At 68.3% G+C, this 23,257-nt stretch carries 22 protein-coding genes and 1 tRNA gene; 6 read left to right on the forward strand and 17 right to left on the reverse strand.

The genetic code is table 11. From position 1 onward, the window contains the following. Positions 1–5: 5 nt before the first annotated feature. From OG817_RS31455 to OG817_RS31465, 3 genes are read right to left on the reverse strand one after another with little or no spacing between them, the layout of a single operon-like run. Positions 6–935, reverse strand: coding sequence for a neutral zinc metallopeptidase (locus OG817_RS31455; RefSeq protein ID WP_406048253.1), 930 nt, complete (start codon positions 933–935; stop codon positions 6–8). Beyond that, positions 935–2,245, reverse strand: coding sequence for a neutral zinc metallopeptidase (locus OG817_RS31460; RefSeq protein WP_396391645.1), 1,311 nt, complete (start codon positions 2,243–2,245; stop codon positions 935–937). Before OG817_RS31460 ends, OG817_RS31455 begins: the two co-directional genes overlap by 1 nt. 29 nt (positions 2,246–2,274) lie before the next feature. Beyond that, positions 2,275–3,462, reverse strand: coding sequence for a neutral zinc metallopeptidase (locus OG817_RS31465; RefSeq protein ID WP_406048255.1), 1,188 nt, complete (start codon positions 3,460–3,462; stop codon positions 2,275–2,277). A gap of 205 nt (positions 3,463–3,667) precedes the next feature. On the opposite strand from OG817_RS31465, the gene OG817_RS31470 reads away from it, so the two are divergent. From OG817_RS31470 to OG817_RS31480, 3 genes are all read left to right on the forward strand, one after another. Continuing rightward, entirely contained in the window at positions 3,668–4,435 is a 768-nt protein-coding gene (locus OG817_RS31470) for an SDR family NAD(P)-dependent oxidoreductase (protein WP_406048257.1), read from the forward strand. Between the two features lie 233 nt (positions 4,436–4,668). Further along, positions 4,669–5,406 carry an SAM-dependent methyltransferase gene (locus OG817_RS31475; RefSeq protein ID WP_406048259.1) on the forward strand — a complete coding sequence of 246 codons (738 nt, stop codon included), beginning with the start codon at positions 4,669–4,671 and terminating at the stop codon, positions 5,404–5,406. 42 nt (positions 5,407–5,448) lie between these two features. Further along, entirely contained in the window at positions 5,449–5,871 is a 423-nt protein-coding gene (locus OG817_RS31480) for a hypothetical protein (protein ID WP_396391641.1), read from the forward strand. A 76-nt stretch (positions 5,872–5,947) separates the two neighbouring features. On the opposite strand, the gene OG817_RS31485 is transcribed toward OG817_RS31480, so the two are convergent. The 12 genes from OG817_RS31485 to OG817_RS31540 form a co-directional block, all read right to left on the reverse strand. Then, the gene (locus tag OG817_RS31485) at positions 5,948–6,442 is read right to left on the reverse strand and encodes a class E sortase (RefSeq protein ID WP_406057550.1); all 495 of its coding nucleotides are present in this window, start codon (positions 6,440–6,442) and stop codon (positions 5,948–5,950) included. A 239-nt stretch (positions 6,443–6,681) separates the two neighbouring features. Next, entirely contained in the window at positions 6,682–7,209 is a 528-nt protein-coding gene (locus OG817_RS31490) for an MOSC domain-containing protein (RefSeq protein ID WP_406048261.1), read from the reverse strand. A gap of 20 nt (positions 7,210–7,229) precedes the next feature. Beyond that, positions 7,230–8,006 carry a phosphotransferase gene (locus OG817_RS31495; RefSeq protein ID WP_406048263.1) on the reverse strand — a complete coding sequence of 259 codons (777 nt, stop codon included), beginning with the start codon at positions 8,004–8,006 and terminating at the stop codon, positions 7,230–7,232. Then, a complete protein-coding gene (locus OG817_RS31500) occupies positions 7,961–8,971 on the reverse strand; it encodes a LacI family DNA-binding transcriptional regulator (protein WP_406048264.1) in 1,011 nt (336 codons plus the stop codon). The genes OG817_RS31495 and OG817_RS31500 overlap by 46 nt, the downstream gene beginning before the upstream one ends. Before the next feature lie 21 nt (positions 8,972–8,992). Next, positions 8,993–9,868, reverse strand: coding sequence for a carbohydrate ABC transporter permease (locus OG817_RS31505; protein ID WP_131353005.1), 876 nt, complete (start codon positions 9,866–9,868; stop codon positions 8,993–8,995). Further along, positions 9,865–10,818, reverse strand: a complete 954-nt coding sequence (locus OG817_RS31510) for a sugar ABC transporter permease (protein ID WP_131353006.1) — start codon at positions 10,816–10,818, stop codon at positions 9,865–9,867. Before OG817_RS31510 ends, OG817_RS31505 begins: the two co-directional genes overlap by 4 nt. A gap of 3 nt (positions 10,819–10,821) precedes the next feature. After that, a complete protein-coding gene (locus OG817_RS31515) occupies positions 10,822–12,456 on the reverse strand; it encodes a sugar ABC transporter substrate-binding protein (protein WP_406048266.1) in 1,635 nt (544 codons plus the stop codon). A gap of 166 nt (positions 12,457–12,622) precedes the next feature. Further along, positions 12,623–13,471: a hypothetical protein gene (locus OG817_RS31520; RefSeq protein WP_406048267.1), complete on the reverse strand. Its 849-nt coding sequence runs from the start codon at positions 13,469–13,471 to the stop codon at positions 12,623–12,625. A 136-nt stretch (positions 13,472–13,607) separates the two neighbouring features. Next, the gene (locus OG817_RS31525; protein WP_406048268.1) at positions 13,608–16,160 is read right to left on the reverse strand and encodes an ATP-binding protein; all 2,553 of its coding nucleotides are present in this window, start codon (positions 16,158–16,160) and stop codon (positions 13,608–13,610) included. Positions 16,161–16,577: 417 nt separating this feature from the next. After that, positions 16,578–17,318, reverse strand: coding sequence for a TrmH family RNA methyltransferase (locus tag OG817_RS31530; protein WP_406048269.1), 741 nt, complete (start codon positions 17,316–17,318; stop codon positions 16,578–16,580). Between the two features lie 18 nt (positions 17,319–17,336). Continuing rightward, positions 17,337–17,630, reverse strand: a complete 294-nt coding sequence (locus tag OG817_RS31535; protein WP_406048270.1) for a DUF4287 domain-containing protein — start codon at positions 17,628–17,630, stop codon at positions 17,337–17,339. A gap of 78 nt (positions 17,631–17,708) precedes the next feature. Then, positions 17,709–18,476, reverse strand: coding sequence for an ANTAR domain-containing protein (locus OG817_RS31540; RefSeq protein ID WP_406048271.1), 768 nt, complete (start codon positions 18,474–18,476; stop codon positions 17,709–17,711). Positions 18,477–18,537: 61 nt separating this feature from the next. Between OG817_RS31540 and OG817_RS31545 the strand changes: the two genes are divergently transcribed. Beyond that, the gene (locus OG817_RS31545) at positions 18,538–19,128 is read left to right on the forward strand and encodes a TetR/AcrR family transcriptional regulator (RefSeq protein WP_406048272.1); all 591 of its coding nucleotides are present in this window, start codon (positions 18,538–18,540) and stop codon (positions 19,126–19,128) included. Here the strand turns inward: OG817_RS31545 and OG817_RS31550 are convergent. Beyond that, positions 19,116–20,537, reverse strand: a complete 1,422-nt coding sequence (locus tag OG817_RS31550; protein WP_406048273.1) for a pyridoxal phosphate-dependent decarboxylase family protein — start codon at positions 20,535–20,537, stop codon at positions 19,116–19,118. The genes OG817_RS31545 and OG817_RS31550 overlap by 13 nt on opposite strands. 166 nt (positions 20,538–20,703) lie before the next feature. Here OG817_RS31550 and OG817_RS31555 point away from each other — a divergent pair, with 166 nt between their 5' ends. Beyond that, positions 20,704–21,894, forward strand: a complete 1,191-nt coding sequence (locus OG817_RS31555) for an MFS transporter (RefSeq protein WP_406048274.1) — start codon at positions 20,704–20,706, stop codon at positions 21,892–21,894. On the opposite strand, the gene OG817_RS31560 is transcribed toward OG817_RS31555, so the two are convergent. Then, on the reverse strand, positions 21,815–23,029 hold the full coding sequence (locus OG817_RS31560) for an MFS transporter (protein WP_406048275.1): 1,215 nt from the start codon (positions 23,027–23,029) through the stop codon (positions 21,815–21,817). The two genes, OG817_RS31555 and OG817_RS31560, sit on opposite strands and share 80 nt — an antisense overlap. Before the next feature lie 41 nt (positions 23,030–23,070). Here OG817_RS31560 and OG817_RS31565 point away from each other — a divergent pair. Further along, positions 23,071–23,143: transfer RNA gene (locus tag OG817_RS31565), tRNA-Thr, on the forward strand. Positions 23,144–23,257 lie beyond the last annotated feature (114 nt).

Below are 23,257 nucleotides of genomic sequence, written 5' to 3' on the forward strand. Positions count from 1 at the left end.
TGACATCAGCTGACTCGCTTGGCGGGTGCGACGAAGGTGTTGCAGGAGGACGGGTTCGTGGAGTCGAAGGCGCGCAGGCTCCAGTAGCCGTGGTTCTTGCGGGAGCCGTGGTCGCGGACCTTGTCCGGCGCGTACTCGTCGCCGGTGTGAGTGACCTGGTCCTCCCACATCTCCAACCGCCAGCCGGTCAGACGGAAAGGCCTTCGGTTCGCGCCGAGGAAGGCCGCGCCGAAGCAACTCGCCTGCAGTTCCAGCCTGCGCTCGTCCTCGAGCCGAACCGCCTTGGACGCTTGCGCATGACCTGTCCAGTACGTCGTGAGGATCCCGACGGACGTCTGCAGATGATGACCGAACTCGTGCGCCAGCATGGTCTGGAAGTCCACCAGGTCCCAGGTTGCGTCGCCGGAGCCGACGAACTCGCCCCACTCGAAGCAGATCGTTCGCGCAGACGGCTCGTAGTACGCATCGGTGTCTGTCGGACCGTCGTCGCAGGCCGCACTCGCCGACTTCGCCCCGGCCTTGTACGCGACGACCACCGGGCGATCGAAGTAGACGTCCGCGCGGGCTACGACCGGTGCCCAGGCCCGGTACATGCAGTCGACCATGACGCGGGCATACGCCAGAAGCGCGGTCTTGGACTTCGGCGCCGATCCGGGCACCTTGCAGGACACCGCCGGAACCTTGCCCGCAGTGTAGAGCTTGTTCTTGAGGGTCATCGACATCATGTCGATCGAGAGCGTGCTCGACGGTGTCGTCTTCTGCGTCACCGGCGGCGTCGGCCGCGGCGATGCGCCGGCAGTTGGTGGCGCGGTCGCGGTGGCTGCCGTCGCCGGGGCCGCGACAGTCGTCACCGTCGATCGCGCAGCAGTTCCAGCAACCAGAGCCACCACCACGACGAGAACCGCCAGCCCGACGGTCCTCACAACCCCACGCACTAGCTCACCTTGCTAGCGGGCGCGGAGAAGGTGTTGCAGGAGGCAGGGCTGGCGGACTTGAAGGCCGGCTGGCCCCAGACCCAGTGGTTCTTGCGGGAGCCGTGGTCGCGGATCTTCTTCGGGTTGTACTCGTCGCCGCTGTGCTGGGTCTCGTACTCCCAGACCTCCAGCTTGGTGCCCTTCAGCCCGAGCGGCTTCTTGTTCGCGCCGAGGAACGCCGCGCCCAGGCAGCCCGCCTGGAGTTCGGTACGGCGGCTCCACTCGAGTTCCTCGGCCTTGGTCTTCGCCCAACCCTCACGTGACGACGCCGCGGTCAGCATCTCCGTCATGTTCTGAACGTGGTGCCCGTACTCGTGCGCCATCGTGTCCAGCATCCACACGCGGGCGCCGAGCGCGTCGCTGCGGTAGTTCTTCAGATCGTTCTTCCAGCTGATGTTGATGCTCTCGTCGTACGGGCAGTAGTAGGCGACGTTCTCCTCGCCGGAGCACGACGACGCCACGATCGTGCCGCTCTGCAGCACGACCTTGGGCGCGCGAAACTCGTACCCGGCCTTCTTGATCACCGGGGCCCAGGCCTGGTTCAAGCACGGCAGGAGGGCCCTGTAGTACTTGAGGATCGCGGATTGGGAGTTCGGCTTGATCGCGGGCTCTTTACAGGCGACCGAGGCGACCTTGCCGGCCTTGTAGATCTCGTTCTTCTGGAGGCGGACGAGGTCCGGGACGACCGGGGCGGTAACGGTGACGGTGGGGTCCGCGGGAACCGGGAGCGGCGGCTCGGTGTTCTTGACCGAGGGGCGGGCCAGCGGGTTGGCGACGGGGTTGTCGTAGGAGTCGATGAGTTTGAAGCCGCCGATCGTCGCGCCCGTGAGCATGATGACGACGAGGACGGAGAGGGTGACGATGATCGCCTTGGAGTAGTGCCGCGGGGGTTTGACCAGCGGCGCGTCGGCGGAGAACTGGGCGCCGGTACGGGACGCCGGTGAGTGCCAGCCGACCGGACGCGATCCGCCGGGGCGACGGGTGCCGGTCAGCGGGGTGAGCGGAGCGCCGGCGAGCGGCGCCGGCGGAGGTGCGCCGTAATCGCCGGCCGCGTCAGGATCCGTCGGGAGCGGCTGTGCCGTCCGGCGCGCAGCCGGGTTGACGGTGCCGTGGAGCTCGCGAGCCTTCCCGAGGCTGCCCGGCAGCTGGCGGCTCAGAGTGAGGGGACGCAGGCCCGCGCGGCTGCCGTCGGGCAGGACGTCACCGGCGCCGCCGGGCATGAAGTGCCCCGGCTCGGGCGCGCCGGCACCGTCAGGGTGCTCCTCAGGCATCGCTCATCCCCCCTCGTTCGTCCGTACCGTCAACTGACCTTCGCGGATGATGCCACGAAAGTGTTGCAGGTGCCCGGGTTGGTGCTCGCGAACCCCTGGTTCATCCAGAGCGCCAGGCTCTTGCCGGAGCCGTGGTTCCGGACCTTGTCCTCGGCGTGCTCGTCACCGCCGTGCTGGATCAGCAGGGTCCATTGCCGCAGCAGCTCGCCGCGCAGCGGGAAGCTGGCCTTGGCCGCGCCGAAGAAGACCGCCGAGAAACAGCTGGCCTGCAGCGCCGCCCGCCGGTCCTGTTCCAGCTGGCCGGCCTTGTTCGCCGCGGTGTCCCGCAGGTTGCCGGACGCTTCGAAGATGCCGACCAGGTTCTGCAGGTGGGCGCCGTACACGAAGCCCATCGACTCGGCCATCTGGACCCGGGCCAACGCCTTGTTCTTCGGGTACTCGTCCATCAGGTCCTGCCACGGCATCGTCACGCTGCCGCCCTGGTCGTCCTGGCAGTACGACGAGACATCCTTCTGGAAGCCGCACGCCGTCTCGTCGCCCTCGTCGAACACGATCAGCCGCGGCGACCGGAACTCGAACCCGGCCTTGGTCACGATCGGCTTCCACGCCTTGTCCATGCAGGCGATCAGGGCCTGGTAGTAGGAGTAGACGTTCTCCTTCGAGGTCGGCCGGTACGCCGGCTCCTGGCACTTCACCGCCGGCAGCTTCCCGGCCGTGTAGAACGGGTTCTGCCTGACCACCTCGGCATCCGGCTTCGGCTTGCCGGCCGGTCCGGCCGCGCCGTCGCTCGGCCGGACCGACGGCGTGCCCATCGGGTTGGCGACCAGGTCGTCGTACGACGAGAGCAGCTGCGTGGCGAGCGCGATGCCGCCGCCGGTGATCAGGAGGGCGACGACCGCGATGGCCGCGACCGTGATCTTGGATCGCTTCTTCGGGACGAACGGGATCGGCTCGGGGTGGAAGACCGCCTGGTACGCCGCGTCCGCCGGGTCGTCGGGTGGCGGCGGGCCGAGCCGGCTGCCGGTCAGGGTCGTACGCTTCGACTCAATCCGTGACCCGCGCAGAACCGGCGCCGCGTCCGGAGCGTCCCCGCTCAGCCGCGGCGTCGGCGCGGCCAGCGGGGTAGCCCCACGCTGCGGTTCCCCGTCGGCCGGGGTGTTGTGCCCCTCGCCGCCGGGCAGAAAATGGCCAGGCCTAGGCGCCGGCTTGTCCGCCATGCTTCCCCGCTTCTCCCCCGTACCGGACTCCGCCGGTCCCACCCACTCGTCAGAAACGGCCGGGACACCCCCTGTCCCAGACCGACGAGCGATATTAAGCGCTGGACGAACGTCGCGGGAACCGGCCTGCAGCTTTTGACACCGTTTCGCGACCCGGTCCTGCCGGGAAACTTACTCCGGGTAGCCATGAACAGAGGAGCAGCGCATGAACGTCCTGGACACCTTTGCCCTAACGGGCAAGCGGGCCTTGATCACCGGCGGGAACCGCGGTCTCGGGCGGGCCTTCGCGCTCGCCTTGGCCGAGGCCGGCGCCGACGTCGCGATCGCCGCCCGGGACGCGGAGCGGAACGCCGCGGTCGCCGGCGAGATCGAGGCCCGCGGCCGGCGCGGTCTCGCCATCCAGGCCGACATCACCGCCCCTGACGACGTACGGCGCCTGGTCGCCGACGTGACCGCGGAACTCGGCGGGATCGACATCCTGGTCAACAACGCCGGGATCGCGATCCACCGCCCGGCCCTCGACATACCGCCGGAGGAGTGGCAGCAGGTCATCGACCTCAACCTGACCGCACTGTGGAACTGCAGTACGGCGGTCGCCCCCGGCATGATCGAGGCCGGCGGCGGCGTGATCGTCAACGTCGGCAGCATGTCCGCCGGGATCGTGAACCGTCCGCAGTGGCAGGCGTCGTACAACGCGTCGAAGGCCGCCGTACACCACCTGACCCGCAGCCTGGCCGCCGAGTGGGCACCGCATGGCATCCGCGTCAACGCGCTGGCCCCCGGTTACGTGAAGACCGACATGTCCCCCGTCGACCAGCCCGAGTTCCGCCAGAACTGGATCCTCGACGCCCCGCTCCAGCGCTACGCCACCCCCGAGGAGATCGCTCCGTCCGTCGTCTACCTCGCCAGCCCCGCGTCCTCCTTCATGACCGGCAGCGTCCTGTTAATCGATGGCGGATATTCCGTCTTCTGACGCGATGCGACTCTTGAAGGGGGAGACGGCATCCCGATCGAGGGTCTTCCGGGCTAGTGCAGAAGTCTGATTGGTGCAGCTCGACAGGAGGTGTCCGGCGATCGAGTCGGAGATGCGGTGGGCTCAGGCGGGGAGCGGCGGGCAGTGGGCGTATACGTCCTGTCGATCTGCACCCAGGCGAGCGATGCGAAAACCCGTTTGCGGTGCGGGGGTGGGGTTGTTTGGGTGGGGGAATGGTGGAGCTGCGCAGGGATGGGTATCCGCGGTCGAACAAGTACGACGCCGGCTGGGTGCTGGGTGGGGATATGGGCCCGCATCCCTTGTGGTTGCTGGAAGATCTCGCGCGGGACCTCGACCTGCGGCCGGGGATGCGGGTGCTGGACCTCGGGTCGGGGAAGGGCACGACCTCGGTGTTCCTGGCGAAGGAGTACGGCGTTGAGGTGTGGGCCGCGGACCTGTGGATCGACCCGAGCGACGCGGCCGCGAACATCGCGTCGCAGGGCGTCGACGGGGTCGTGACCGTGAAGGCCGAGGCGCACACGCTGCCGTTCGCGCGGGAATTCTTCGACGCGATCGTGTGCGTCGACGCGTACGAGTACTTCGGCACCGCGGACACCTACCTCGCCTACCTCACCAGCTTCCTCAAGCCGGGCGGCCAACTCGGCGTCGCCACCCCCGCGCTGCGCGCGGAGATCCGCGACCTCGGCTTCATCCCCGACCACATCAAGAAGGTCGTCGGCGGGGAGGCGCTCGCCTGGCACACCGCGGACTGGTGGCGATTCCAGTGGGAGATCACCGACCTCGTCGAGGTCACCGCCGCACGGCTGCAGGAGTCCGGCTGGGACGACTGGCTCACCTGGTCCCGCGCGGTCTCGGCGTACCGGGGTGAGCGGGAGGGCACCCTCGACATGGTCGAGTCCGACCAGGGCGAGTACCTGACCTTCGCGATCCTCGCCGCCCGCAAATCCTGAACCCGGCTCGCTCGTCGGCCGGAGGTAGGGGATGCTGGGGGCATGAGTTGGGCTGTCTACGCGATGCGAGGGCCAGGAGGCGTACGTCGCCTCGACGACATTCCCGACGGCTATGAGCCACCATCGGTCGGTACGTCGGCCGACGTGGTGGCCATTGTCCGTGAGTTGGTGCCCGACGTGGACGCGAGCAAGCCGTCCTGGCTGGCGCTGCGAAGTCCGGAGTACGACGTCGAGATGACGATCGGCAAGGGTGTCGAGGTCCGCGACATCACGTTCTACCTGAACGACGGTCCGCGCTCGATCCCGCTCGTGATGGAGATCAGCCACCGCCTCGGCGTCACGCCGTACGACACCGAGTCGGGCAACTTCCTCACCGAGGAGTCCCGGCCGCCGGTCCCGCCGCCGATGACGGCCGACGAGATCAAGATGAACAAGCCGAAGTGGTGGAAGTTCGGCCGCAGCTGACACGCGCGATGCACCGGCCGGTTTCCGCACGGGTTAGCCGACCACGCTGATCCAGGACCTGCGGCCGACCGGTTGATCACGCCTGGCGGGTGGCGACGAGGGTGCCGATCTTGTTGATCCGGTGCTCGGGGTTGCCGAGGTCGTCGGACCAGAAGTTGCCGGCGGCGTGGTCCTCCGGGGTGGCGCAGGTGGAGATCGTGATCATCGCCTGCGTCGGCGTCACGCCCGGGCGTCCCGGTACGGCGGCGTTCTGCTGAGCCTTCTCGGCCGGCTTCCGGAACGAGATCGTCATCGTCCGGTTCACCACGTAGTCGTACACGGTCCCGCCCACGGTGATCAGGATGTGGTCCCCGTTCACCAGCTCCGGCACCTGCCCCAACGGCCGCCCGTGGCTGGTCCGATGCCCGGTGATGATGAAGTTCCCGATCTGTCCCGGTCCCACTCCACCCGCCGGGCCGCGCGGACTCGCCGCCACGCCCCGATCCTGGATCCGCGTCCCGGCCCGATCGTCCGCCGTCCCCGGGTAGGCCACCACCCGCAACCCGCGTACCCCGACCGCCGGAATCGCCATACTCACCGGCCCGGACACCGTGGGTTTGGGGCTCGGCTTCCGTGTCGGCGTCTCGGCCGGACTGCTGGGCGCGGTGGTGGGCGGCGCGGAGGTCCGTGCGGTGGATCGCGTGGGCGTGGGCGACGAGTCGGCGGTGGGCGCCACATCACTGCACCCAACCAGCCCCACCACCAGAACCAGCCCTACCGCCAGCCTCACCCTCCGACGGTAAGCGACTCCACCGAAAACCGCCCGAAAGTTCAGTCCAGCAGCGTGAGCGTGGCAGACCCGAGACGGAGAGTGCCGTCGCTCAGCGGGGTGGTGCGGACACCGCCGTGCCCCCGGAGAGCTTTCATGGCGCCAGGCGCGAGTACGACGTCCATCCACGCGCACGGATTGGCCGGCCGATAGGCCTGGAACTCCACCGCGCCGGACCCGGAGTCGACGCTGAATCGACGACCCGGACTGCCAGGGCGCGAGGCCAGGGTGTCGATCGGGAACCCGCGCAAGACAATGTTGCGACGCATGAGATGCGGGTCCGGCGGTGTCGCGAGATCGAGCGCGCGGGCCAGCTCGTCCAGCGACGCCGCGTCCACGAAGGTCACCGCCGCGTTCCGGTGCACCTTTTGGCCGAAGTACCGGTCCCCCACGATGCCGAGCCCCGCGCGCACCTCGACCTCGGACCGGCCCACCGGCTCCGGATCCGGCTGCGGACCGTCCTGCGGCCGCCCCTCGAACGCATGCATCCGCGAGACCACGAGCGCGACGATCTCGACCGGAATGCCCACCCGATCAACAGTACGGCCCGTCAGCCCCAGGTCAGCGGATCGAGCAGCCGGTGGAAGCCCAGGCGGCGCTGGTCGGGTTGGGGGAGGCCGTACGAGGTGAGGAACGGGGCGGGGTCGGTCGACCACTCGTCGTGGATCTGGATGGTGGCGAGCGCCAGATCGAGGTACCGGTCGGTGATCCCGAGGCGGCCGAGGTCGATCAGCCCGGTGACCTCCAGCGTCGACGGGTCGAAGAGCACGTTCGGCAGGCAGAGGTCGCCATGGCAGACGACCAGCTCCTGGACCGATTCGATGTAGGGGCTCTCGGCAACAACTCGCTCGAGCAGCTCTGCCGGCTCGAGCTTCCGCCACTCGTCGGTGAGGAACGCCGGATTCACCGCACCCCGCCGTACGACGTCCTCCGCGAGCGCCACCACCGACGCGAGCGGACGCTCGAAGGGGCAACCGGTCAGCGAATGCAACTCCCGCAACACGCGTCCGAGACTGGCCATCGCGCGCACCCGGTCCTCAACAGCCAGCGAGTCCCCCGGGACGCCCGGCACCGCGGTCGTCATCAGGCACGCACTATCCGCCGACTCGACCCAGTCCACGACCGTGGCGCCGGGAATCGCCGTTCCCGCGAGCCACTCGACCCGGTCCCGCTCATCCCGCAGACCCTGCACCCCGTGCGCCCCGCAGAGCTTGGCGAACACGTCGCCCCGGCGGAACACGTCAGCGCCGGACTCCCCGATCGTCACCCGTTCCCAGCCCTTCAACCAGGAACCACCTTCGACGAATCGCGGACGATGAGCTGCCACGGAAAGTCGAACACCTCGCCAGGTGCGCCTTCACGGTCGGTCAGCCGCCCGACGATGATCCGGGCCAGCGCCCCGTTGAACCCCACCGGCCCGACGGTCGACAACGACGGGTCGAGATGCTCACCCTCCGGCGTGTTGCCGACACCGACCACGGCCAGATCCCGCGGTACGTCGAGCCGGAGCCGATGCGCCGCGCGGACGACGGCGATCGCGGCGAAGTCCGTCGTGCAGTAGATCGCCGTCGGCCGGTCCGGCTTGCTCAGCAGGGCCATCGCGGCGCGGTAGGCGCCCTCCGGGTGCTGTTCGAAGATCGCGATGTCGTCCTCGCGGATCGGTTTGCCGGCCGACCGCAGCGAGTTCAGGTACGCGTCGAAGCGAGCGAAGCCCGAGGTCCGCGAGGTGAGCGCACCGACCCGGTCGTGGTGTTCCAGCAGGTGCTCGACGGCCAGGTGGCAGCGCGGCTCGGCGCCGGACCGGATCACGTCGAAACCCCGCGGCTCGAGCGTCTCGCTGAACGCCACGATCTGCACACCTTGCGCCGCGAACGCCTCCAGTTCGGCGATCTGCTCCGGGTCCGCGCTGACGCTGTCGATGAAGATCACGTCCGGCGTCCGGTTCGACAGCACGGTCCGCCAGTCGCCGTCGGCCACGATCAGCGCGGTCTTCCCGTACGGGCCGACCGCCGTACTGACCGTGGCCGCGACCGCCTGCGACCACGGGTCGGCGAGCACGCTCAGCGAGAGCAGGACCAGGTCCGACTTGCCGGTGCGGATCGCGCGGGCCGCGTCGTTGCGCCGGTAGCCGAGCCGGGTCGCGGCCTCCCGGACCCGGTCGGCGGTCGAGTCCTTGATGGTGTGGCTGCGATGCCGCCCGGACAGCACGTAGGACACGGTCGCGACCGAGACACCCGCTTCCTTCGCGACCATCCGCAGCGTCGGCCGTTCCTGCGTGCGCCCCATCGCCATGCGGTCGATTCTCGCAGACCGTCAGCCTTTGACGGCTCCGGTGATGACGCCCTTGGTGAAGTGTCGCTGCAGGAACGGGTACAGCAGCACGATCGGCACCAGTGCGACCACCACCACGGCCATCTGCAGCGACTGCGGCTGCGGCAGCGGTTCCACCCCGAGTTGGTCCGCCGACAGCGACTTGCCCTGCAGTACGTACGTCCGCAGGATCACCTGGACCGGCCATTTCGAGGTGTCGTTGAGGTACAGCAGCGCGTTGAAGAAGGCGTTCCAGAAGCCGACCGCGTAGAACAGCCCGACCACCGCGATCACTGCCTTCGACAGCGGCATCACGATCCGGCGCAGGATGGTGAAATCGCTCGCGCCGTCGATCCGCGCGCTCTCCAGCAGTTCGCCCGGCACATTCATGAAGAAGGTACGCAGGACAACGAAGTTGAACGCGCCCAGCGCACCGGGCAGGATCAGCGACCACAGGCTGTCCAGCAGCCCGAGTTGCTTCACCACCAGGAACATCGGGATGATCCCGGGCGCGAACAGCAACGTGAACAACACCATCAGCAGCACCGGCCGTCCGAACAGCACCGGCCGGGATGTCGCGTAGGCCAAGGCGATCGTGACCGCGACGGCGATCGCCGTACCGACAACCGTGACGAAGACGCTGACCAGGATCGCTCGTCCCATCAGCCCGCCGCTGAACAAGGTCTGGTACGCCTTGATCGTCGGATGTGACGGCCACAGGACGTACCCGCCGGCGTCGATGATGTCCTGATCGCTGGCCAGCGACGTGGAGATCACCACCAGGATCGGAATCACGATCACCAGCGCGAATCCACCCAGGACGAGGGCCTTGATCGCCTGGTAGCCCGGCGACGGATTCTCTTTCCACACAGGTCTCATGAGCGCCTCTGGAAGATCCCCGGCTCACCGAGCCGATGAGCGAGCGAGTTCGCACCCCACAGAAGCAGCGCGCCGACCACGCCCTTGGCCAGACCGGCCGCGGCTCCACTGCTCCAGTCGCCGCCGACGACACCCGCGTAGTACGTGAAGGTGTCCAGTACTTCGGCCGCACCCGGGCCGACGGAATCGCGTTGCAGGATGAACTGCTCGAAGCCGACGCTCAGGATGTCGCCGATCCGAAGGATCAGCAGCAGCACGATGACGGTCCGCAGCGAGGGCAGCGTGATGTGCCAGAGCCGGCGCCAGCGGCCGGCCCCGTCGGCCGCGGCCGCCTCGTACAGCGAGACGTCCACGGTGGTCAGCGCGGCCAGGAAGATGATCATCGCCCAGCCTGCGTCCTTCCAGATCAGCTGTGCGACCACCAGCAGCGGGAAGGTGTCCGGGTTGGTCATGAACGGGATCGGATCCAGCCCGGCCTGCCGGAGCAGGTTGTTCAGGAACCCCGCCCCACCCAGCGACTGCTGGAACAGCGTCACGACCAGCACCCAGGACAGGAAGTGCGGCAGGTACGCGATGGTCTGGAACCAGCGCCGGACCCGGTTGCTGACCAGCGAGTCCACGATCAGCGCCAGCCCGATCGGCACCGGGAAGAACAGCAGCAACTGCACCGCGGCCAGCACCAAGGTGTTACGCAGCGCGTCCCAGAAGTCCGGGTTGTCGTAGAGATTGACGAAGTTCTGCAGGCCGTTCCACTCGCTGTGCATGATGCCGAGGTACGGCTGGAAGTCCTGGAACGCGACCACGTTGCCGAGCACCGGCAGGTAGAAGAACACCAGCAGGAACACGACGCCCGGGATCATCAGCAGCACCATCTGCCAATCCCGGCGCCATTTCACCGCGAACGGCAGACCGCTCTTGACCCGCGTCGTCGACGAGGCTCGCTTCAGCATCACTCAGGACCCGGTGACCGGCACGCTCGACGGGAGGACGGCGGCGAACTCGTCGCGCATCTTGTCCCCGCCGCCGTTCTTCCAGCGCTTGAGGGCCTCGTCGTACGCGTCCAGCTTCTGCCGGCCCGTGACGATATCGACGATCGTGTCCCGGAACGCTGCGGTGAGCTTCGGGCCGACCTTGCTGCTGGTGTCGGAGTACGTGCCGGCGGTCGGGTTGCGCATCGCGTGCTCGAGCAGTTTCTGCTCGGTCGCGTAGATCTTCTTGGTGTCCTCGGGGAACGCGGGGTTGAAGATGACGCTCTCCGGCGCGGTCATGATCTGCAGCGCACTGACCAGACCCGGCCCCTGCTGCGTTCCGGCCTTCGTCAGCACGGGATTCTTCTGACCGTCCAGCTGGTACTGCTGTCCCTCGACACCGAAGTTCTTCTGCAGGTACTCCTTGGTGCCGAACGGCGCGGACAGGTAGTCCATCAGCGCGAGCAGCTCGCGGATCCGGCCTTCGTCGGTCTTCTTGAACGGCGTGAACCCGACGGTGCCGTAGCCCATGTCGTACACCGGCTTCGCCTTGCCGTCGTGGCCGAACGGGATCATCGTGTCGACGAACAGCGTCGGATCCATCGCGCGGAAGTCGGCGGTCGCCCGCGGGCCCACCGTGACCTGCGCGGCGATCTGGCCGTTCACGGTCTTCGGGGTGGCGTCGGCCAGGTTCAGGTCGGGGTAGAAGACCTTCGCGGCCCACAGCTTGGCGGCGTACTCGACCGCGGCCTTGTAGTTGTCGGTCTCGTACAGGTAGGTCAGCGAGCGATCCTGATTCACCCGCCAGCCGTTCGGGGCGCCGAACCACTCGCCGAACATGTGCAGCATGTTGATGATCGCGGGCTCGAGCGCGTAGTTGGTGCCGTTGGTGAGCTCCTTGCACTTGGCAAAGAACTCGTCCGCCGTGCTGCACTGCAGGCCGCCGACCTTCTGCCAGGTGCGCGGATTGCCCATCATCACCTGGCCGAACGGTGTGGACGGGATCGGCGCGCCCCAGATCTTGCCGTTCACCACCGCGGTCCGCCACGACGCCGGCTTCAGCGCGGCAAGGTTCGGATACTCGAGGACGGCGTCACCCGAGAGGTACTTCGTCAGGTCCTGGAACTTGGCCTCCAGCATCGGGCCGATGTTCGGGATTCCCTGGTTCGGCGGCAGCCACATCAGGTCCGGCAGCGAGTCGCTGGCCAGCAGTGTGGCGAACTTCTCCGGGTAGCCCGGGTCGGTGCCGATGGTCAGCCGCAACTCGGCGCCGAGTGCCTGGTTCAGCGACTGCCACATCGGGTTGCTGCCCATCGGCGGCGGAGGCGTCGCGAACGTCTCGGTCAGCGCAGTCACCGCGTTCTTCAGCGGCGGCGCCTTCACACTCGCGGTCGCGTCCGGTGGGAAGCGCAGGAACCCGGGCTCCAGCCCCGACTCCGCCCCGGCCAGATCCGGCCGCACGCCCTCGAACGGCTTGTACGTCGGCAGCGCCAGGTCGCCCGACGCCTTCGCACCACCGTTCGCCGTACCACCGTCACCACAGGCCGCGAGCGTGGGACCGGCGACAGCCGCCCCGACCACGGCACTGCCCAACTGAAGGAATCGCCGACGACTGACCATAGCTGCTCCAAGTTCTCGACAAGTGCTCACTAACGCACACTTAAACGTTAACCGGGACCGTAAGCCCCCTCCGCCCATCGATGCAAGGCGTGAACCACGAAAAGACCGGCGACCGCGGGACTCGAGAACCCGCGGCCGCCGGCCGGATGTGTGACCTACCGGATGATCAGCAGCGCACGATCAGGCTGGTGAGCGCATTGCAGGTGCGGCTGGCCTTGTCGTTGCTCGCGACCGGGTCGGTCGGCGAGCTGCCCGTGCGCTGTGCCGTGGCAACCAGCGGGCCGATCGTGAGGAGGCCGGCGTCGGCGGCGAACGTCCGCGTCACGCCGGCGCCACTCGCCAGCGAAGCGACGTCGCAGTTCACCGTCTTGGTCGTCCCCACCCGGGTGCAGTTTCCGCCGGCGTACACGAGCCGGGTCGGGTAGACACCGACCACCCGTACGCCGGTGGCCGCGGAGGGACCGTTGTTCTTGATCGTGACGGTGTAGGTGATCCGCGAGATGAGCAGCGTCCGTACCGACGCGGTCATGCTGACCGCCACGTCGGCGTCCGTGGTCCCTTGCTCGATCGTGAGCGCCGGTCCGTCGAAGATCTCGAACGCGTAGTTCTCCCCGATGAACTGGTGCTGCAGCGTGATCGTCCCGGCCGGAGCGTCGTCCTTGACCTTGAACGTCCACGTCACCGACCTGGACTCACCGGGCGGGATGTCGCCCAGCCCGGACCGGTAGCTGCTGCCCAACTGGTCACAGGCGACGGCCCCCGCGCACCCCACCAGGTCGACCAGGCCGGGCAGCGATGCCGGCTCCTTCGCGTACATCCCCGCCTTCGATCCCAGAATGCTGAAGTCGCGGTCGTTCGACAGCGTCTGGGTGACCGTGAAGGTCTGCCCAGGAGCGACCGACGTCGTACTGACCTCGATCACACTCGACGGTGACGCGGCCGCCGCCACCTGGGTGCCGGCCACCAGGCCCGCACCCACCAGCGCCGTTACCAGCGCAGCACGAAACGTCCTCAAAGCACGCACAGTAAAGCCCCCCACTTCAATGAACCCCAGACATGCTTCTGCCCCCACAGAACCGCCGACGGCGGTGAGAAGAGTATGGAGTCCTTTCGGGGCCTCGCACAACCACTCAGCGCTACCAGTGCCGGACTCAGAGTCGGGCCAGCAGCTCCTCGACGCGCATCGACCGGCCGGTCCGGCGGTGGTCCTCCCACTTCGCCCGCGACATCACGCCGTTGATGAGGGCAACCGCCTCCTCGAGTTCCTCTTCCAGGTAAGGGTTCGCGATCTCCAGCCGCTCACCCATCGCCTCCTCGGCGCCGAAGAGGTGTGCGGCCCCGACCAGATCGCCCTCCCGAATGAGGATGTTCATCGCCGTGTTGGCGAACGCCAGCATCAGACTCGGGCTGCCCATGGCGAGGATGGTCTTGGCCAGCTCACGGACCAGTTCGCCCGCCTCGACGACCCGGCCGGAGACCACGAGCAGGAAGGCCAGGTTCTGCCCCTGTACGGCGGCTTCGTACACGTCACCGAGCGCCTCGTACAGCGCGAGCGACTCGCGCAGCAATGCCTCGGCGCGCTCGAGCCGGTCCAGTTCCTCCTCGATGCCACCCAGGTGGCCGAGGACCCGGGCCAGCCGGCTCTTGTCATCAAGGTGGCGATGCAAGTCGAGCGCTTCCACGAGAGTGCGCTCGGCCGCGTGGACTTCGCCTTGCTGACGTTGCGTCGTACCAAGGAGAGCCATGGCATAGGCGATGCCGGGGCGGTCGTCCAGAGCTCTGGACATCTCGAGACTTCGCAGCGCGACCTCGTAGGCCCGATCCGTTTCGCCCTGGAGGAGAAGGAGATTGCCGAGTCCACGCAGGCAGGCGGCGAGGTCCGCCGACGGATGGGAGGACTGCGCGACGACCTGCTCGTGCCACCGCCGGCTCTCGGCGATGTAGCCCGCCATCAGCCAGGCCCAGCCGAGGGCCGCGCAGAGACGTCGGCTCGTCGGGATGTCGGCCGAGGTCGACCAGGTCAACGCGGCGCGGAAGTTGTCGAGCTCGGACTCGGCCAGTTCGAGGGCCGTGTTGTGCCGGGATTCCCGCAGGGCTTGGAGATTCTCGGCGACGCCGGTGTAGTACGACGCGTGGGCCGCACGCACCGCATCGGCCTCGTCGGTGGCCTCCAGTTCGTCGCCGGCGTACTGCCGGATCGTCTGCAGCAGCCCGATCCGGCTGCGCCCCTCCGGACCCTCGGAGATGGTGATCAGGTTGGCGTCGTTCAGTTCCGCGACCGCGTCGAGCGGATCCTCGGCGTCGCAGGCGACGGCGGTGATCGCGGCCAAGTCGGCGCCGCCGGAGAAGACCGCGAGGCGGCGGAAAATGCGGCGATGCTCGGGGCTGAGGAGCTCGTAGGACCAGGCGATCGTGTCGCGCAACGTCCGCTGCCGGTCCGGTGTGACACTGCTCGTGGAGGCGATGTCGAGCCTCTGGTCGATGCGACCGAGCAGCTCGCTGACGCTGAGCACACGGACGCGCGGAGCACACAACTCGATAGCCAGCGGCAGTCCGTCCAGGTGACGGCAGATGGCCACCACGTCGGCGACGTTGGCCGGGCTGAGAGTGAATCGAGGCTGAACCGCCTGCGCGCGTTGCACGAACAGCTGTACGGCGGGCGAGTCCTCGGCGACCGTGTCCAGGGGCATCACCGGATGCTGGTGCTCGGCCATCAGCCCGAGCGGCCGCCGCGACGTCGCGACGACTTCGACCTGCGGCGCCCGTTCGATGATCTGGGCAACGACCGTGGCGGCACCGTCCACCTGCTCCAGGTTGTCGAGGACCAGCAACAGCGCACGATTCGCCAGGTACGACGTCAGCCGCGCGGGACTGCGCTCGCGCGGGGGTACGTCGAGAACCTCGGCGATCGACGTCCACATCACCTGCTCCGACGTCACCGCCGCGAGCGGCACGAAATACACGCCGCCCGGGAACTGGTTCGTCAGCTCGGCGGCCACGGACATCGCGAGTCGCGTCTTGCCCGCACCGCCGGGCCCGGTGAGGGTGACCAGCCGGATCTCCGGTTGGCGGATCAACCCGGTCAGGCGCGCGAGGTCGGGTTCCCTTCCCAGCAAGGGATTCGCGGGCACCGGGAGGCTGCTCGCCGTACCGACGGTGCGTGGCGGAGGAAAGTCCTGCTCGAGACCCGCGACCGTCACCTGGAACAGGTGCTCAGGCTCGGGAATGTCCTTCAGATGGTGCATGCCGAGATCACGCAACGACGCACCCTGGGGCAGTCGCGCCACGTCGCCGGTCGCCGCGGAGATCACCACCTGACCGCCGTGCGCGGACCCCGCGATCCGCGCCGCCAGGTGGACGTCCATGCCCCAGTAGTCGTCCTCGTACACGCCCGGCGTACCGGTGTGGATCCCCATCCGCACCCGTAACCGCTCCCCGCCCGGCCACCGGTTCCCCGCCAGCCGCCGCTGACCCTCGACCGCCGCCCCGACCGCGCTGTCGGCCGACGGGAAGACCACGAAGAAGCTGTCCCCCTCAGTCCCGAGCTCGATCCCGCCGTACTCGCCCCACACTCCGCGAAGAATCCCGCGATGCCCCTTCAATGCCTCCAGATACTGCTCCCCCAACCGGCGCAGCAGCATGGTCGAGCCCTCGATGTCCGTGAACACCATCGAGACCGTCCCCGCCGGCAATCCCCCACCCACACCGCCAGTCTCGACCACCGGATCGCGCCACGTCGAGAACCATCGGTGGACTTCGTTTTGTGGATGGACCCTTCGCCACCGTTGTTGCCGCCGTACCGACCGCCGCGAGACCGTAGAAGGGCACCGCCGGAAATCCCCCCTCCGGCATTGCATTGTGCTTGGCCGCACAATTCAGAAGAGCCCGTCGCATCCCCCCGCGGTCGGGCTCTTCGTCTGTCTCAGCGATGGGCGGCGACGTACTCGCCCTGGCCCGGGTACCGGAACCTGACCACGGCGCCCGGGATCGGGCCGGGCCACGGGGACTGCTCGACTCGGCGGTAGGCGTAGAAGCCGTCCTTGACCGTCGCGACGCCGACGTGGCCGGGTGCACTGTCCCGATATCAACGCCTCGGCGCCGGCATCGGGTTGCACGGCCGATCAGCGATTCGTGACCTCGAAGGCTACGACAGCCGCGGCGACCGCGACATTGAGGGACTCGACACCGGCGTGCAGCGGGATCTGGAGGTCGGAGTCGGTCGGCACCGCGATGCCGTTGGTCTCGCCGCCGAGGACGTAGACGGCGCGCGGCGCGAGCTCGGCCTTGAACAGGGAGTCGTGCGACCGGGCCGACAGGCCGTACACGTGGTAGCCGGCCGTGCGCAGCAGGTCGACGGCCGCCTTCGCGGTCGAGGTGTTCACGATCGGGGCCTGGAACGCGATCCCGGCCGACGCCTTGATCACCAACGGTCCGACGTGCGGCGTCCCGGCGCGTGGCAGGATCACGCCGTCGAAGCCGGCTCCGGTCGCGGTCCGCAGAATCATCCCGACGTTGCCCGGGTTCGTGACGCCGTCCAGCAGGAAGACGTTCGTCGGGCGGCGGCCGCGCGCCCGGACGAACTCCTCCAGCGGCGTCATCCGCGGCGCGTCGACATCGGCGACCACGCCCTGGTCGTGCTTGCCGTTCCCAGCCAGCCACTTCACCCGGCTGGCTGTCGCGCGCTCGACCGGCGTCCCGTACTTGTCCGCGGCGCGCAGGATCTCCTGCAGCGAACCGCCGGTGGCGTTGTCCGCCACCACCACCTTCGCCACCGACAGCGCGGGATCATGCAGCGCCTCGAGCACGGGCTTGCGCCCGTAGATCGTGATCCACTTGTCCCGCGGTGACCTCTTCGAATCCACCCGCCTACGGTACGCCGTTCAGCCGGCCGGGTTGGTCGCCTTCCCATCCAGCCACAGGGTGTCCGACGGGTCCCGGTGGGTGCCGGTGCTGCCGACGTGCTTGTCGCTGATCCCCGGGCCGTTCTTGATCACGTGCACCAGGGCCATCGCGTGCCCGCGGCCGAGGTCGTGGTCGGCCTTCAGCCAGTCACAGATCACGCCGGCCTTCACGCCCGGAGCGTCGTACCCGCGCTCCTTCGCCTGGTCGACCAGCGCCCGCGGGGTCAGGCCGGTCTTCTCCTCGATCTTGTCCAAGTACGCCTGGAACGACATCGCTGCAGCCTCCTCGTGATCGGCGCCTCCTGCGCCGTACACCACTGCGTCGAGCGACCGGGCCGGAAATCGACAGCGTCACTCGCCGGAGTTCAGGCCGTACTTGCGCAGCGCCTCGTTGAGCCTGCCCTGGTTGTGCGCCTCGACCAGTTCGAGGGACAGCTGCCGCAGCTTGACGTTGGTGTCCTGGGAGCAGCGCTTGAGTACGTCGAACGCCACCGAGGCGGTGACACCGTACCGGTGCATCAGCACCCCCTGGGCCTGTCCGATGACGGTCCGGGTGCCGAGCGCCGTCCGCAACTGCTCGATCAGCGTCCGGCTGTCGTTGAACAGCTGCACGTTGTCGAACGCGACCCCGGCATGCATGGCGAACATCAGCACGATGTCGTACGACGTACTGCCGAACGCATCCGGCTTGGCCGAGAACAGGCTGAAGGCGGCCGCTGCGTCACCCGAGGCCGGCAGCGGGAGGAACAGGCAGCTGCGGTAGCCGGCGTTGATCGCGGCGGCACTGAACTCGGGCCACCGGTGATCAGCGGCCAGGTCGCCGATCCGGCGCGGCTCCCCATAGGTGAGCGCGTCGAACAGCGGACCGCCGCCCTTGGTCAGCTGCTCGGCCAGTGTGGACCGGGTCGGCTCTGCCACCGGATCAGCGGTCTTGTGGTACCGCGCCACGATCTCGGCCGAATCGTCGGCGAGCACCGTGATCACGGCCTCCTCGCAGTCCGGCACCGTCAGCACGACCCGGTGCACGAACCGGCCCAGCGTGGTCGGGACGTCATCGTCCTCGACCAGCCGGCTCACTTCGGCCAGTTCCTGCGCCAGCTCGAGAATCCCCTCACCCATAGGACCATCATGCGCCTCCGTTTCTGGGTTCAGAACCCCAGAAGCGGCTAGTCTCGATGAGGTGGACGATCGACTGACCGCGAAGGGCCGGGCGACCCGCGCCCGGATCCTCGCCGCCACGGCCGAACTGGTCCGGCGCAAGGGCGTCACGCGGACCCAGCTGGACGACGTACGCCGGGCCGCCGGCGTGAGCGGATCGCAGCTGACGCACTACTTCCACGACAAGCGGACGCTGATCGACGACGTGATCGCCTGGCAGGCGGACGCCGTCGCGGACCACGAACCTGCGCTCGACTCGTTCGCCGCCTGGCATCGCTGGGCCGACGTGATCGTCGCGCGGCACACCGGGCGGAAGTTCCAGGGCGGCTGCGATTTCGGCGCGCTCGCCGGGCAACTCGTGGAGTCGAGCCCGCAGACGCGCTCCCACCTGGCCGACGGGTACGGCCGCTGGCTCGACCGCTTCCGGCGCGACCTGTCCGGCATGCGTGACCGGGCGCTGCTTCGCGCCGACGCTGACCCGGATGCGCTGGCCAACACCATGCTTGCGGCGATGCAGGGCGGCGTACTGCTGGCTCAGACCCTCCGCCGGGTCGAGCCGCTGCGCGACTCGCTCGACGCCGCCCTCGCCCGCCTCGAGTCCTACGCCTGCTGAAGGCATTGCAGAACTGCGGCCGCTGATCGGTCGATGTCTGACTCGTCGGTCGTCCAGTTGGAGACCGAGATGCGCATCGCCGCCTGGCCGTGCCAGGTGGTGCCCGACATCCAGCAGGTGCCCTCGTCCTGCACCGCACGAACCACCCGCCGGGTCAGCTCGTCGTCGTCCCCGAAGCGGACCAGGACCTGGTTGAGGACGACTTCGTTGAGTATTGAGATTTGGTTTGCTGCCAAGGTCTCGGTTTGGTTTGCTGCCAAGGTGTCGGTTTGATTTGCTGCCAAGGTCTCGGCGAAGCGGACGGCCATCGCGTGACACCGGTCGACGATCTCGGCGATCCCCGACCGCCCGAGGGCGCGGATCGCGGCGTACACGGCGAACCCGCGCGCCCGGCGGGAGAACTCCGGGTTGAAGTCCAGCGAGTCGCGTTCGCCGTTCTCGTCCTGGATCAGGTACGCCGCCCGGATCGACATGGCGGCGCGATGCGGCTCGGGGTGGGCGCAGAAGACGAGGCCTGAGTCGTACGGGACGTTCAAGGTTTTGTGCGCGTCGGTCGCCCAGGGATCGGCGCGCTCGATGCCGTCGACCAACGGTCGCAGTTTGTCGCTGACGGCTGCCCAGATGCCGAAGGCACCGTCGACGTGCACCCAGGCGCCTTTGTCGTGCGCGAGGTCGCAGATCGTTTTGACGGGGTCGAACGCGCCCGTGTTCACGTTGCCGGCCTGGGCGCAGACGATCTGCGGGCCGTCGTCGCTCAGCGCCTCGGCGAGAGCTTCAGGCTTGAGCCGGCCCTGGTCGTCGACGGCGATCGGGACGATGCAGTTCGTGCCCAGGCCGAGGAACCGCAGGGCGCGGTCGATCGTGTCATGCCGCTCGGCCCCGGCCAGCACCCGGATCGCTGGTGCGCCGATCAGGCCGTCTCGCTCGACGTCCCAGCCGGCCCGCCGCAGTACCTCGTGCCGGGCGGCGGCCAGAGCGGTGAAGTTGGCCATCTGAGCGCCGGTGACGAAGCCGACCGACGTACCTCTCGGCAACCCGAACAGCTCGACCAGCCACTCCGCCGTGACCTCCTCGACCACGGCCGCCGCGGGTGAGGCGGCGTACAGGCCGGCGTTCTGGTCCCAGGTCGTGGTGAGCCAGTCGGCGGCGAGCGACGCCGGCGTCGCGCCGCCGAACACGAAGCCGAAGAACCTGCCGCTCCCGCTCGGCAGCAACCCCTCCTCCACGCCTTTGGCCAGGTGCGCGATCACCTCTTGCGGGTCCGTCGGGCTCTGCGGCAGCGCTCCCCCGAGTGCCTGCCGCAGTTCGGCCGCGGTCGCGCGCGGGCCGACCCTCCGCTCGGGGAGTCCGGCCAGGTACGTCGTCGCCCGCTCGTACGCCTCGCTCAGCGGGCCATCCCAATCCACCATATCTCCGTTGTACGCCGGGATCGTGTGATCCAGCGTGTGACGGCACTACAGTTCGGATGCTGAACCGCCAGGCCATCACAATGACTCGCCCGGAGCCCGCTCCCGCGTGCGGCGGCGTTCCAGCCGCGATTGTGATGGCCTGGGGGTACGAGATCGGAGGGATCAGATGGCGCGAGTCGTGACCGGGAGTCGCTGGGCGGCGATCGTCGGTTATTCCCTGGTCGGCGCGGCCACCCAGCTCGTCTGGCTCAACTTCGCCGGCGTCACCACCGTCGCGGCAGCGCACTACGGCGTCTCGGAGAGCGCGATCGGGTGGCTCGCCCAGGTCTTCCCGCTGCTGTACGTCGTACTCGCGATCCCGTGCGGTCTGATCCTGGACCGGTGGTTCCGGGCCGGGCTGCTTGCCGGCGCGGTCTTGACCGCGGTGGGTGCGCTGGTACGGCTGATCGGGGACGACTTCGGCTGGCTGCTGGCCGGGCAGATCGTTGCCTCGGTCGCCCAACCGCTCGTGCTGAACGCGGTCACCGGGATCACGGGGCGGTACCTCGAGGAGGACGACCGCCCGACCGGCATCGCCGTCGGCACCGCCAGCATTTTCGCCGGCATGGTGATCGCGTTCTCACTCGACGCCATCTTCACCACCGGCGACTCGTTGGGGACCATGCTGGCTGTGACCGCGATCTTCTGTGTGGTTGCCGCTCTGGTGCTGATTGTTGCGCTCCGCAACGAAGGCCCGCACTCCGTCGCGGCGACCTCTTCCGGTGGCCGGGGCGCTCTCGAGATCGCCTGGGGCGACCCGTTGATCCGGCGCCTCTGCGTCCTCGCCCTTTTCCCGTTCGGTGTTTTCGTTGCCATGACCACCTTTGCGCAGGCACTGCTCGAACCGGCCGGCGTCTCCGGCGGTACGGCGAGCACGATCCTGCTGGTGACCGTCGTCGCCGGCGTACTCGGCAGCGCGATCATCCCTGTTGTGGTCGTACGACGCCGGGCCGAGTCGGCATTGCTGGTCCTCAGTCTGACGGTGACTTCCATCGCCTGCGTCGTACTGGCGCTGGCTCCTGGCGTCCTCACCGGGTTCGTCGCGATCGGGCTGATCGGGTTGTTCCTCCTGCCTGCGCTTCCCATCGTGCTCGAGCTGGTGGAACGTCGTACCGGCGAAGCCGAGGGAACCGCGGCCGGGCTGATCTGGATGTCGGGCAACCTCGGCGGTCTCCTGGTCGCGACCGTGGTGGGTCTGCTGGTCGACTACCCGACGGCGGCTTTCCTCGTGATGGCGGTCATCCCGCTGATCGCCGTACCGGGTGCTCGGGCCCTTCGTCAGCCGATCGACGAACTGCGAGAGCAGCCGCAGCCGTAGCGAGCAGTCCACCGGTGCCTGCGGCAACGAAAGTGACCCGGGCGTCCGTGTGCTCGAGCAGCAGCCCACCGAGGACGTACGACACCCCGGCAGCCAGACCGATAGCGCCGTACAGGTTGCCGAAGACCCGGCTCCGCAGGTGCGGCGGCACGATGCGTTGCAGATGAGTGTTCATCCCCACGTCAACGCCCGCGATCCCGAACCCCCGGATCACCTGCATTGCCAACGCGGCCCACACCGCCCAGGCAAGCCCCGTGACCAGGTTCCCCAGACTGCTCACCGCGAACCCGAGCAGGATCAGCGTTGTCATCCGGAACCGGCTCGCATACCGCGCCAGCACCGCGAACCCGACCACCAGCCCGATCCCGACCCCGGCGTACAACGCCGAGGCCGCCGAGTCCCCCGCGCCCAGCTCGTCCTTGGCGAGGAACACCATCGCGACGTCATCCACCCCGTTGAACGCCACCGTGGCGAAGAACGCGATCCCGATGACGCGCACCGCCTTCGTCCGCCAGATGTACGTCAGCCCGTCCCGAGCATCCTTGAGTACACCAGTCCCCGCCCACTCCGCAGGTGCCATCCTCGGCAGCCGGCTCAGCAACACCGCCGACACCAGAAACGTCGCCGCATCGATCAGCAGGATCCCGCGCACATCCGTCACCACGAACAACGCAGCCGCAATCAACGGCCCGACTGCCTCCAGCCCGTTCGTCCCTGCCCCTAGAGTCGAGTTCGCCGACTCCAGATCCTCATCCCGCACCAACGCCGGCACCGCACTCCGCGAACTCGCCTGGAACACCTGCGCCACGACACTCCGTACCGCAACCATCACCAGCAACACCGGCAACGGCGGCAATGTGACGGCCATCACGACCACCAGCGCACCCTGCAGTACGTCGCACGTCACCATCACCCGGCGCAGATCGAACCGATCCCCCACCACCCCCGCGAACGCCCCGAACAACCCCGGCGTCAGATCCCCCGCCAGCAACAACAACGCCACCGCCAGCGCCGCCCCCGTAGAAGCCTCGACGTACAGCAGCAGCGCCACCAACCCGAGCGAGTCCCCCAGAAACGACACCGCCCGAGCCACCCACAACACCCGAAACCCGCGTGCCTCCCGCAGCACCCCCATCCACCCACCTCCCATCCCCTAAGATGGTCCAGCAAACACCCGCCGGTGTGGCGCAACTGGCAGCGCACCGCTCTTGTAAAGCGGTGGTTAGGGGTTCGAGTCCCCTCACCGGCTCCCCTATCTGACTAGGCGTTACTACTGTATGTAACGACTCGCTCCGAGTGGTCTGTCAATGCCACTGTCAATCAGTAACATGAGGTATGCCTCAGAAGAGACCTCAGCGAGGGT

The sequence above is a fragment of the Kribbella sp. NBC_00889 genome, from assembly GCF_045207705.1.
GTDB lineage: Bacteria > Actinomycetota > Actinomycetes > Propionibacteriales > Kribbellaceae > Kribbella.